Raw genomic sequence first — 11,461 nt, forward strand, 5'->3', positions numbered from 1 at the left:
ATTTGCGTCAAAAGAGGCTTTAAAGGGCGGCCTTTCCGCCCCTGGGAGGAGGTGTTTTACACTGGCCCTTAAAAGAAGAGACCCCTTCAAAGACCTTCTCTTCCTCCAGGAGAGGATGAGCCGCATATTCGACGAGGCCCTCGTCAAGTACAGGGCTTCAGGGGGGAACGACTGGTACCCGCCTGTCGATATCTACGAGACAGAAGAAAATATCGTCCTTAAGGCCGAGCTGCCGGGCGTTAGCCCGGAGAGCGTTACGGTAGAGGTGAACGACAACACACTGTCGCTTAAGGGCGAACGGAAGTTCGAGAAGAACCTGAAGGAAGAGAACTATTACAGGATGGAGAGGTTCTGCGGCTCCTTCCAGAGGGCCTTCAGCCTCCCCTACCCGGTCGACAGGAATAACATAAAGGCCAGGTTTGAGGACGGCGTCCTGAAGATCACCATCCCCAAGGCAAGGGCGGGCGGGGAAAAAGGCGTAAAGGTCAAGGTGCAGTAAAAAAAGGGAGAGCTTGAGCGGATGGAAGATAACGTAAACAAAGATACTATAGAAGAAAAAAAGGAAGGCGGCGAGGCGGGGGCGCAAGCCGACCTGCCGGCCCTTGATTTCACCACCTTCATCCTTTCGCTTTCCACCTCGGTCCTCATGAACCTTGGGCTGGTCGAGAACCCGGTATCGAAGAAGACGGAAAAAGAGCCCGATGTAGCCAAACAGACTATAGACCTTATAGCCCTTCTCAAGGAAAAGACTAAAGGCAATCTTACCCAGGAGGAATCAAGGCTCGTTGAAGACGTCCTCCATGAGCTCCGGCTCTGTTACGTGAAAGCGGTATCATAAGCCGGGCCCTCTAACCGCGATATTTCATCCCCCGGGAGCATAAATCAAAATGAAAGAAAGCAAAAAAAGATTCGGTCTCAAGACAATAGTCCTTGTGGCCGCGGTCTCCGTCATCGCAGGCATAATGCTTACGGCCAGGTTCGACATGACCAACCCCACCGTGGCCCAGAACTTCTGGCGTGAGGCGGACTCAAGCCCACAGGTGAGCGGGGCGGCGCCAAATAACTTTGTCGAGCTCGCGAAGAAACTCTCGCCGGTGGTCGTGAACATATCTACGACGCAGGTGATGAAGGAAAGGCCGACGATGCCCTTCCCGGAGTTCAGGGGGCCCTTCGAGGAGTTCTTCGGTGACGACCTCAACAAGTTCTTTAACGAGCCAAAGAAAGAGTTCAAGCGCCAGAGCCTGGGCTCCGGCTTTATCATCAACAAGGAAGGCTACATACTTACCAATTATCATGTGATAGAGAACGCGACCGAGATCATAGTGACCCTTTCAGAGAACAAGGTTGACTACAAGGCAAAGGTCGTGGGGCAGGACCAGAAGCTCGATATAGCGCTCATCAGGATAAAGCCGGACGGCGACCTGCCGGTAGCGACCGTCGGCGATTCCGACAGGCTCGAGATAGGCGAATGGGTCCTCGCCATTGGCAACCCCTTCGGCCTCGGCGGCACCGTTACATCCGGGATACTCAGCCAGAAGGGCAGGGTGATAGGCGCGGGCCCGTATGACAACTTCCTGCAGACCGACGCTTCTATCAACCCCGGCAACTCCGGCGGGCCGCTATTTAACATGAAGGGCGAGGTGGTCGGCATAAATACCGCCATCATCGCGGGCGGGCAGGGCATAGGCTTTGCCACCCCGATAAACATGGTGAAAGAGATATTGCTTCAGCTCAAGGAGACCGGCAAGATCACAAGGGGCTGGATAGGCGTGAGCATACAGGAGCTTACCCCGGAGCTCGCGAGGTCTTTCGGGCTTAAAGAGGCCAGGGGCGTGCTCATATCATCGGTCAACCCCGGAGAGCCGGCCGACCAGGCGGGGCTCAAGGCAGGCGACATAATAGTATCTTTTGACGGCAAGCCGGTTAACGAGCTAAGCGACCTGCCAAGGATAGTGGCCACTACAACCCCGGGCAAGAGCGCCGAGATAAAGGTATTGAGGGACGGCAAGAAAAAGACCTACTTCGTGAAGGTCGGCATAAAGGTCGACGAGGATGCGGCCGAGGCTGTCCCTGACCAGGAGACCGAAGGCACGCCTGATAAGAGGATGGGCCTTTCCATACAGCCCATAACCCCCGAGATAGCAAAGCGGCTCGGCAAGAAGGAGACCGACGGGGTCATCGTAAGCTCTGTGAGGCCCGACAGCCCCGCCGCCGAGGCAGGCTTGAGGAGGGGCGACATCATTAAAGAGATAGACCGCAAGCCCATAAGGGGCGCGGCTGATTACAACAAGGCCCTCGCCGAGGCTGAAAAGAGCGAGGTAGTGCTCTTCCTTGTCGAGCGCGGCGGGAATACGATATACGTGGTCGTGAAGCCGAGGAAGTAGCAGTTCGGGTCAGGGATGAGAACAGTTTTGTGAAAGATACAGATTTTGTTCAGGCTCTCAAAAAGCTCCATATGCGAGGCCCCCGTTAAATCAGGGAGTGAGGAGCGAGGCGTACTCCTGTTGTACGCCGCTACTACGAGCTTCTGAAGCCAACGAAGCAGATGGACTTTTTGAGCGGCCCTTAGACTAAAGGCAACAGGCGGAAAAAAGTGGCTTATCTGATCGCCCTAACGGGGGCAAGCGGCGCAATATACGGTTTGAGGCTCGCTGGCGAGCTTCTTTCAAGGGGGGATGATGTGGAAGTCATCATCTCCCCTTCTGGTTTTCTTATACTTAAAGAGGAGCTTGGCCTTGAATGCGCGCCAAAGGACGCCGCAAGCAAGATAAGGGCTTACCTTGAAGGGCAGGGCAGGGCCCTTAAAGGGCGCTTGGGCATTACCGCCCACGACGATATGTCCGCCTCAGTCGCCAGCGGATCATCACTTCTTAAGGCAATGATAATCTGCCCCTGCTCTATGGGAACCCTGGCGAGGGTGGCCTCCGGGGTCTCCGGCAACCTGATAGAGCGCGCCGCAGATTGCATGCTTAAGGAGAAAAGGCCCCTGTTGCTCGTGCCGAGGGAGACCCCGTTAAGCTCCATCCACCTTCAGAACATGCTCCGCCTCTCAAGGGCCGGGGCGGTAATCCTTCCCGCCATGCCCGCCTTCTATCACAAGCCCTCTACGATCGACGATATGGTCGATTTCATGGCTGGAAAGATATTGGATATGCTCGGCGTGGAAAACTCCCTTTACAAAAGGTGGAAAAAAGAAGCGGAGTGATTTATAATCCGGCGTCTTGACATCAAAAACGCATCAAACGGAATAAAGAACGCTTGCCTCGATGATCCAACGGGTTTAGCGCAGTAACTTAATAATAAACGCATCAAACGGATAAAGAACGCTTGCCTCGATGATCCAACGGGTTTAGCGCAGTAACTCAATAACAAACGCATCAAATGGAATAAAAATGCTGGACATAAAATTTCTGAGGGAAAACCTCGAAGAGGTCGAAAAGAGGCTCAAGACAAGGGGCGCTTCCATTGACCTAACTCCTTTCAGGGCGCTCGACGCCGAACGGAGGAGGCTCCTTTCCGAGGCTGAGGCTCTTAAGGCCCGTAGGAACGCCGTCTCTGAGGAGATAGCGAAGCTTAAAAGGGAGAAGAAGGAGGCCGCCCACCTTATCGCCGAGATGCAGGAGGAGGGCGCCAAGATAAAGGCCCTTGATACCGAAGCGGCAAAGGTGGAAGAAGAGCTTAATACGTTTCTTCTCGGCGTGCCGAACATGCCCCACGCTTCGGTGCCAGTTGGCAGGGACTCAAATGACAATCCGGTCATAAGGAGCTGGGGCGAGCCGGCCCAGTTCAAGTTCTCGCCCAAAGAGCATACCGAGATAGGCGAAGGGCTCGGCATACTCGATTTCGAGCGCGCTGGAAAGATATCCGGGGCGAGGTTCTCCCTACTGGTCGGCGCGGGGGCGCTCATGGAGAGGGCGCTGATAAACTTCATGCTCGACATGCATACAAGGGAGCACGGCTACACCGAGCTACTCCCGCCCTTCCTGGTCAAGGATACCGCGCTTATGGGCACGGGGCAGCTCCCCAAGTTCAAGGAGGACCTCTTCAAGATCGAGGGGTGGGACCATTACCTCATACCAACGGCAGAGGTCCCTATCACCAACATGCACAGCGACGAGATATTGGACGAAGAGAAGCTCCCGCGCAAGTACACTGCCTATACCCCGTGCTTCAGGAGCGAGGCGGGATCTTACGGGAAGGACGTGAAGGGGCTAATACGCCAGCACCAGTTCGACAAGGTAGAGCTGGTGAAGTTCGCCCACCCGGACAACTCTTATGATGAGCTTGAGAAGCTTACCAACAACGCCGAAGAGGTGCTTAAATGGCTCGGCCTTCCCTACAGGGTCGTTACTCTTTGCACAGGGGACATGGGCTTCGGTTCGGCCAAGACATATGATATAGAGGTATGGCTCCCTGGGCAGGGCAAGTACAGGGAGATATCGAGTTGTTCGAACTTCGAGGACTTCCAGGCAAGGCGGGCGAACATACGGTTCAGGCCCAAGGGCGGCAAGCCCAGGTTCGTGCACACCCTTAACGGAAGCGCCCTTGCCGTCGGCAGGACGCTTGTGGCGATACTTGAGAACTGCCAGCAGGAGGACGGGAGCGTCGCCGTGCCCGAGGCCCTGAGGCCGTACATGCGGGGCCTTGAAAAAATCCGCAAGATGGGTTAATTTATCCGAAGGTTTCCCCTCATCATCTCCAGCCGCTAATCCACGGAGGGTTAGGCTAATGGTAAGTCACCGGTCTTGAAAACCGGCGGGCTAACGCCCTTGGGGGTTCGAGTCCCTCACCCTCCGCCAGTTTTTTGTAAACTTCTTCAACAAAATCATTGTTGTTGCGCAGCCAGAAGGAAGCGGCGGGAACCTACGGCAGAGCCGCCAAGCAACTTGAACGAGACCTCGACCGCCAGGAACAGTTCATATCGGAACTTCACGACTTCAAGGATAAGCTCCGCCGCACGGCAGACTTACATTGATGCCGGACCTGAACGACGGCGCAGTCCTCAATATCGCCCCGTTGTGGGAAATGGTTCCGTGGAAAGAGGCCAAGAAGTACTGGGAGGAACTCTCGGAGGACAAATACGAATGGTCCTCGGTCGGAAAGCAACTCCAGGAGAAGGGGCTGGTCAGATGAGCAACCACCATACTCAGAAGCCGAAAACTGTTGTGTTCCTTGGCGCTGGTGCATCATGCGCTGAAGGGGCACCTTTACAGGGCAAGCTCTTTCGGAAATACTTCACCTATTACAATAGTCCTATGAATCAACAATGTCTCCGTCATCGGTGGGATGAGGAACTGGCTATGTTTTTCAAAACGTTCTTTGGAATTGACATTAATGATAAAGAAGGTATTAAGACTGCGAGTTTTCCTACATTCGAGGAAGTTCTCGGAATCATCGAGATTGCCGACTCTCAAAATGAGAGTTTTAAGGGTTGGGACACATCAGAGCATGTCCACAGGCTTATCAGTGATCAAAAGCCGCTTCTTAAACATATGCACGATATCTTGATACTGCTAATAGCCGAAATCCTCGATTACACGCTTAAAGATAAGGCCCAATATCATCCTCAATTGATACGGTCACTTCATGATGCTGATTGGCTACGTACCACATCATTTATCAGCCTCAATTACGATATTCTTATAGATAATGCTTTGCTAAAGGCTGACGAGGAATATGGCCTCGACTTGGATTATGCCATTGATTTTGTGAATTTCGGTGATGAATGGCGGCCGCCTAATAAGGAGAATAATCTAAAGCTGTTTAAACTACATGGAAGCTTGAACTGGTTGTATTGCCCGACGTGCAGAACAATCAGGATTACGCCGAAGGAAAAGGGTGTTTGTCATCTCAAATGGAAGCGTGAAGATTGTGTTTGCAAGAAGTGCGATACCCTTGCGGTTCCCATAGTCATACCTCCCACATATTTCAAAGCGCTATCGAATCTATATCTTCGGCACATTTGGCACGCTGCTGAGCAAGCGCTCATGGAATGTGACCGCCTCATTTTCTGTGGGTACTCCTTTCCTGATGCTGACGTTCATATTCGTTACCTGCTAAAGCGAATAGAAATGAGTCGGCAAAGTTCTCCAGAAGTATATATCGTCAATGAACATAAGGGGAAAAAGAATGACTCACGACTGACGGAAAAAAGCCGATATATGAGGTTTTTCCTCGACAAGACAAAAGTGTACTGGACGAAGCTCTCGTTTGAAAAATTCTGCGAGAACCCGACATCCATTGAGGGTTCATCCAGATGAGAAAAGCTGGTATGGCAAGAAGGAGGGGCTAAGCTTATGGCATTCCAGCCGTGTAGGGTGTGCTCTGCGCACCGTTGATTTTCGTCTCAACTCGGCCCTTTATTTTCTCCGCCCTCCTCCCAAGGATATATCCCCGCCAATCCGTGACGTCTTTGAAAAAAGGCCAAAAGTGGACGCGTACGGCTTGCATTCCGCGTCGAAGAATAATAAAGTTTAACGATTATGGCTTACAGGGTAAAAGAGGCGGAGTTCAGGGCGTTTGCCGCAAGGGCGCTGGACAACCTTCCCGATGAGTTCAGGGAACGGATGGAGAACGTCGTAGTGGTCGTGGAGGATTACCCCTCTGTCGAGGACGCCGCAGGCGCGGGTATCCCGCGTGAAGAGCTTCTCGGGCTATTTCACGGCGTATCACGGCTTGAGCGTGAATGGTCCAACAGCGCGCCTGACCATCTTCCCGAAAGGATCGTGCTTTACAAGCGCAACATCGAGGCGGTCTCTTCCACGGAAGAGGAGCTTGTCGAAGAGATACGCCTGACCGTCCTCCACGAGATAGGCCATTACTTCGGCCTGAGCGAGGAAGATCTCGAGAAGTACGAGAACGAATAATTAATCACGGGTAAATCCCCGGCTAAGCCGGGGGACTCGCAAAGCTTGACAGTTCCGGGAATAGCCTCTGTTGTCGTATTGCAAAATCACCAGGCCTGGCGTGGAGAAGGAACGAATCTTTCACCCGCCCCTTTATCCCCTCGGAGGTGAGGGGGACAGTAAGCCTCAAAGGGACGGAGGCTGATAACCCCGGAGATTGCCGCGTCCTCCGCTCCTCCCAATGACGACAAGCTTTCACTTACCCCTTGGAGTTTGGCAGTGATGGCCGGGTTAGAGATTATTCAGGACTTGGGTTTGTTGCAGTCTTTTGTGTTGGATAGCAGGGCGTTAGCATATTGACATCCCGCCGTTTTTAAACTACTCTAACCGGGTGTTAAAAAAGCCCATCCAGGACTTTTTTAACTACGATTTGGTCTGAGTGAATCAGCCCAATCTTACAAATTGCTCGACTTTTAAAGTCTCGCAATTTAGCAATCCGTCCTTGGATTGCTTGGCAGGCTGTTTTTTAACAGCCTGCTAAACAAAAATCTCTGGCTAAATCATGCAGCTTCTTTTTGTGATCCTGACCCTTATACTCTTCGCCGCCGCAGGCGCCTCCGTCATCCGACTAATAGATAGATCTGGAGAGACGGGGCTACACGGCGCGCCTCTTATAGGCATCGCCTTCATCACTGGTCTTGGCGTGGTCAGCCTCCAGATGTTCATCTTATCGCTTTTCTCTATTCCGGTTACTCTTGCCACCGTCTCCATCCCATGGCTTGTCTTTATCGCAGCCGTGTTCTTGAAGATAAAAGGCGCCCCCGCAAGGCGCGAGCGGGAGAGGTGGGACCTGGCAAGCGTTCTTCTCCTCGCTATAATCATCGTCCAGTCGGCCTATTCGTTCGTCTACGCACTTTCAGTCCCGCTCTCCGGCTGGGACGCCTGGTTCATCTGGTTTATGAAGGCACGGGTCTTCTACCTCGACCAGGGCGTCACGGGGCAGTTCCTGGTCGACCCGAATTATCAGCAGCACCAGGACTACCCCGTCATGCTGCCGCTCGCGATAAGCCTCGTCTACAGCGCCGCCGGCTCTGTCAAGGAGGTCTTCGGCAAGCTCTTGTACCCCCTGCAGTTCCTCTCCCTCATTTCGGTCATATATTACGCTACCGCGAAAGAAGCAGGCAGGAGGACGGGGCTTCTCTTCGCGGCGCTCCTGTCAATTGTGCCGGTAATAATGATACATGCCGGGGGTATACCGCTTAAGATAGGGCAATTGTACGCGGGTGATTTCGTCGGGTACTCGGACTTCGCCCTCTCGATTGTTTTTTTGGCGGCCTCGGTCTTTTTTTATCTGTACGCTCAAGAGGGCGGAAAGGCAACTCTTGCCCTCTCGGCCCTTTTCCTTGGCATCGGCGCATGGACAAAGAACGAGGGGCTGACCTTCGCTATTTTTTCCACCCTTCTGTTTTTCGTCTACAGGTTCAAGAAGGGGGGTATGGGCTTTGTCCGTGAATCGCTCGTTTTTGTCCCTGTTATCGCATTATTCGTCCTTCCGTGGCTCTTTTACAGGGTGAGCCTTGGCGTCGGGAGCGAGTACGTGGGAAACCTGAGCTTTTCTACCGTGATTGATAACCTGTGGAAGCTTGGGGTGATTTTCAAGACGCTGGGCAGGATGCTCTTTTTGAATGTCGAGCTCTACAATTTCTGCTGGTGGGCGTACGTCTTGTCTGTTGCCGCCAACTGGCGCTGGGTCTTCTCAAGGGGCCTTGTGGCGCTAAATCTGCTCCTGGCGCTGCAGCTCTCTACCTATATATTTATCTATATAATAAGCCCGGCCCCGATAGACTGGCACCTCGCCACCTCTGCCGACCGGCTTCTTCTGCACCTTCTTCCGCTTGCCATGCTGATAACGGCATTTAATCTCGTCTCGCTTGCGGGCTTGAAAAGCTTCCGCAATCTATCAGAGGCGCGCTCAAGCGCGAAGGCCTTTTGACCGGACCCCTACCGTTACTCTCCCCCCGCCGACCTTTTCATGAACTCCTTTTTCTGGATGAGCATCTCAAGGTTACTTATGGCCTTAGGGTTGGGATAGATCCTTATGCATTCCCTGTATTCGCGTTCAGCCTCGTCATATCTGCCCCGCATCTCATAGGCATATCCCAGGTTCAGGCGCACCCTCTCCTGCATGGGAGATTTCCTTGCCGCGTCCTCCCAGAAGGCCACTTCGTTCCTCCAAACGTTCTGCCTTGAAAAGGCGAGGAGAGCGAGCGCGAGGACGATGAGCACTGCCGCGATCGTAGCGGCCTTCTCCAGACGGAAGTTCGTTGCCGCCTTTCTCATCCCCAAGCCGAACAGGATGAACAGGCCGATCGCCGACAGGTACATGTACCTGTCGGCGTAATAGACGGGTAGCGGTATGATGTTTGAGGTCGGCAGGAGCCAGAGCCAGAACCACGCGTAAAAGAAGCGCACAAGGGGGCTCCCCTTCCAGAACGCCAATACCGACACCGCCGCCAAGCCCAGGGTAGAGACGAGGACGACCGGGTTAAGGAAAGAATCGTATAATGCCGTATCGTAGAACCCGCTCAGGTTAATGGGCAGGGCGGTCATCAATATGTACTTCCAGAAGACGGGCATCATAGTCGGATAGACGGAGTGGAGGAGAAACTCCATCGTGAAAAGGTTATTGCCATCGGAAGCGGCCTCCGGGTGGGTGTATATGGCGATAAGGGAGAAAAGCCCGGAAAGGAGCAAGGCCGGTACGAGGTGCCGGAACTTCCTGTCAGGACTAAGAAATAGCTCGTAGGCGAGGAAGACCGCTGGGAGCATCACAGCCGTGGACTTTGAAAGGAGGGCTGCCGTAAAAAGCGCGAGTGAGAGCGCGTAGAGCCCAAGCCTCTTCTTTTCCCGGTAATCGAAGTAGAAGATCATCGAGGAGAAGGTGAAAAGGGCCGCCAGCAGCGTCTTTCTTTCGGCGACCCAGGCGACGTTCTCAACGTTCAAAGGATGTAAGGCGAATAAGGCCGCCCCGAGAAGGGCGAGGCTGGAGCTTCGCGTCAGGCGAAGGAGAACGAAGAAGAGCAGAACCCCGTTGGTGGCGTGAATTATGACGTTGGCAAGGTGATAGCCTTTTGGGTCAAGCCCCCAGATAGCGAAGTCCAGCGAATAGCTCAGCAGGTGCAACGGCGCGTAGTTTGAAAAGAAGGGCTTAAGGAAGATAACGCCCAGGTTCTCCGCGCTGAAGCCCCGGATATAGATATTGTCCACCACGTATTCGGAGTCGTCCCATGAGGGGATGAAATCGAAGCCCACGGATTTGAAGTAGACCGCGACCGGGGCGATGAAGAGAAGGATAAGTAACAGGGGGCGATTTTTCAAAAGTTTATCCATGGCATGGGCGTTAAAAATCTTACCTCGATTCTGGAATGTGTGTCAATACCGCCAGTGGAGCATGGAAGGCTCAAGGGCCTTAAAAGGATTGAAATGGTCTTGAATTTTTTAAATATTAGGTTTATAGTGCTTTAGTCATCCGGGGAGGGTTTTTCTGATGCGCGAGATAATAGCCTGGTTACAGCGGGTTGAGGGAGCGGCAGCCGAGGTCTACAATCTCGCGGCCGGCAGGTTCTCTGATGACGTGGAGTTCTCCACGTTCTTAAGGCGGCTCAGGGACGATGAGTGCGAGCACCTTAATATCGCCAGGATAGCCGGGGGGGTCATGGAAAAAGGTGTTGCCCTTCCCTGCATCATTTCAATCGACGGCCCGGAGATGTCTTATATAGAGGACTTTCTCATCTTCCTTCGGAACAGGGTCAAGACAGGCAAGGTCACGAAAGAGGGCATGCTCCATTACATGATCACCATTGAGTCGAAGGAATGCAACGACTTCCTGGCATATATAGTAAACTGGCTGTATAGAAACGGCTATGTGCAAACGACCGCGGCCGGCCAGATCGGCTCTCATAAAAAGGCCATGGAGGAATACCTCGAAACCATCAGGTGGAACGGGACGCTGATACACAGGTTGGACGCCGTCTCGCCTTTGCGGGGCAAGAAGCTCCTGGTAGTCTCGGATGACAATCTGATAGAGGATGGCCTTAAGGCCATCTACGAGGGTGAGGATGTCACCCTTGAGAGCGCCGTGGCAAAAAAAGACCTCCTCGGCATGATAGGCAAGGGAGAATACTCGGCTATTGTGGCCGATGCCGACGGCCCCGGGCTCGACCTCAAGGATTTTTACACCGAAGCGGTCGGCCTTCGCCCCGAGATGAGACAGAGGCTCGTCCTTTTCACCAAAAAGCCGGAGGCGCACCAGTTCTTTTTCTCAAACGGGCTTAGGTTCCTCGGCAAGCCGACCAGCATACAGGCGATCAAAAAGGCGCTGCAAGAGGTCGCGCTATAGCAGGATGTTGAAAAAGTCCATCCAGGACTTTTTCAACTACGATTTGGCCTGAGTGAATCAGTCCAAATCTTACAAATTGCCCGGCTTTTCAAGTCTCGCAATTTGGCAATCCGTCCATGGATTGCTTTAGCAGGCTGTTTTTCAACATCCCGCTGGTCCGCTCCTGCGATAAATCCCCCTCACAATCTCCATCGCTGACCTCTTCTGCTACTGAAGC

At 53.3% G+C, this 11,461-nt stretch carries 10 protein-coding genes and 1 tRNA gene; 10 read left to right on the forward strand and 1 reads right to left on the reverse strand.

Annotated features, from left to right (window positions below; translation table 11 throughout):
• Positions 1-61: 61 nt before the first annotated feature.
• From A2V21_307275 to A2V21_307315, 9 genes are all read left to right on the forward strand, one after another.
• Positions 62-499, forward strand: coding sequence for a molecular chaperone (locus A2V21_307275; GenBank protein OIJ74080.1), 438 nt, complete (start codon positions 62-64; stop codon positions 497-499).
• A gap of 21 nt (positions 500-520) precedes the next feature.
• Positions 521-838, forward strand: a complete 318-nt coding sequence (locus tag A2V21_307280; protein ID OIJ74081.1) for a hypothetical protein — start codon at positions 521-523, stop codon at positions 836-838.
• 49 nt (positions 839-887) lie between these two features.
• A complete protein-coding gene (locus tag A2V21_307285) occupies positions 888-2,384 on the forward strand; it encodes a hypothetical protein (protein ID OIJ74082.1) in 1,497 nt (498 codons plus the stop codon).
• Between the two features lie 209 nt (positions 2,385-2,593).
• Entirely contained in the window at positions 2,594-3,205 is a 612-nt protein-coding gene (locus A2V21_307290) for an aromatic acid decarboxylase (GenBank protein ID OIJ74083.1), read from the forward strand.
• Positions 3,206-3,392: 187 nt separating this feature from the next.
• On the forward strand, positions 3,393-4,670 hold the full coding sequence (locus A2V21_307295; protein OIJ74084.1) for a serine--tRNA ligase: 1,278 nt from the start codon (positions 3,393-3,395) through the stop codon (positions 4,668-4,670).
• A 44-nt stretch (positions 4,671-4,714) separates the two neighbouring features.
• Positions 4,715-4,799: transfer RNA gene (locus A2V21_307300), tRNA-Ser, on the forward strand.
• A 330-nt stretch (positions 4,800-5,129) separates the two neighbouring features.
• Positions 5,130-6,260, forward strand: a complete 1,131-nt coding sequence (locus A2V21_307305) for a hypothetical protein (GenBank protein OIJ74085.1) — start codon at positions 5,130-5,132, stop codon at positions 6,258-6,260.
• Positions 6,261-6,482: 222 nt separating this feature from the next.
• Entirely contained in the window at positions 6,483-6,866 is a 384-nt protein-coding gene (locus tag A2V21_307310) for a hypothetical protein (protein OIJ74086.1), read from the forward strand.
• 541 nt (positions 6,867-7,407) lie between these two features.
• Positions 7,408-8,838: a hypothetical protein gene (locus A2V21_307315; GenBank protein ID OIJ74087.1), complete on the forward strand. Its 1,431-nt coding sequence runs from the start codon at positions 7,408-7,410 to the stop codon at positions 8,836-8,838.
• Positions 8,839-8,852: 14 nt separating this feature from the next.
• On the opposite strand, the gene A2V21_307320 is transcribed toward A2V21_307315, so the two are convergent.
• Entirely contained in the window at positions 8,853-10,235 is a 1,383-nt protein-coding gene (locus A2V21_307320) for a hypothetical protein (protein OIJ74088.1), read from the reverse strand.
• A 157-nt stretch (positions 10,236-10,392) separates the two neighbouring features.
• Between A2V21_307320 and A2V21_307325 the strand changes: the two genes are divergently transcribed.
• The gene (locus A2V21_307325) at positions 10,393-11,244 is read left to right on the forward strand and encodes a hypothetical protein (protein OIJ74089.1); all 852 of its coding nucleotides are present in this window, start codon (positions 10,393-10,395) and stop codon (positions 11,242-11,244) included.
• Positions 11,245-11,461: the final 217 nt, after the last annotated feature.

The organism is Deltaproteobacteria bacterium GWC2_55_46 (assembly GCA_001595385.3).
Lineage (GTDB): Bacteria > Desulfobacterota > GWC2-55-46 > GWC2-55-46 > GWC2-55-46 > UBA5799.

What these genes read in the sequence shown, in the direction of transcription:
- A2V21_307280 (OIJ74081.1), top strand. Translation starts at nt 521, where the DNA reads ATGGAAGATAACGTAAACAAAGATACTATAGAAGAAAAAAAGGAAGGC.
- A2V21_307285 (OIJ74082.1), top strand. Translation starts at nt 888, where the DNA reads ATGAAAGAAAGCAAAAAAAGATTCGGTCTCAAGACAATAGTCCTTGTG.
- A2V21_307295 (OIJ74084.1), top strand. Translation starts at nt 3,393, where the DNA reads ATGCTGGACATAAAATTTCTGAGGGAAAACCTCGAAGAGGTCGAAAAG.
- A2V21_307305 (OIJ74085.1), top strand. Translation starts at nt 5,130, where the DNA reads ATGAGCAACCACCATACTCAGAAGCCGAAAACTGTTGTGTTCCTTGGC.
- A2V21_307310 (OIJ74086.1), top strand. Translation starts at nt 6,483, where the DNA reads ATGGCTTACAGGGTAAAAGAGGCGGAGTTCAGGGCGTTTGCCGCAAGG.
- A2V21_307315 (OIJ74087.1), top strand. Translation starts at nt 7,408, where the DNA reads ATGCAGCTTCTTTTTGTGATCCTGACCCTTATACTCTTCGCCGCCGCA.
- A2V21_307320 (OIJ74088.1), bottom strand. Translation starts at nt 10,235, where the DNA reads ATGGATAAACTTTTGAAAAATCGCCCCCTGTTACTTATCCTTCTCTTC.
- A2V21_307325 (OIJ74089.1), top strand. Translation starts at nt 10,393, where the DNA reads ATGCGCGAGATAATAGCCTGGTTACAGCGGGTTGAGGGAGCGGCAGCC.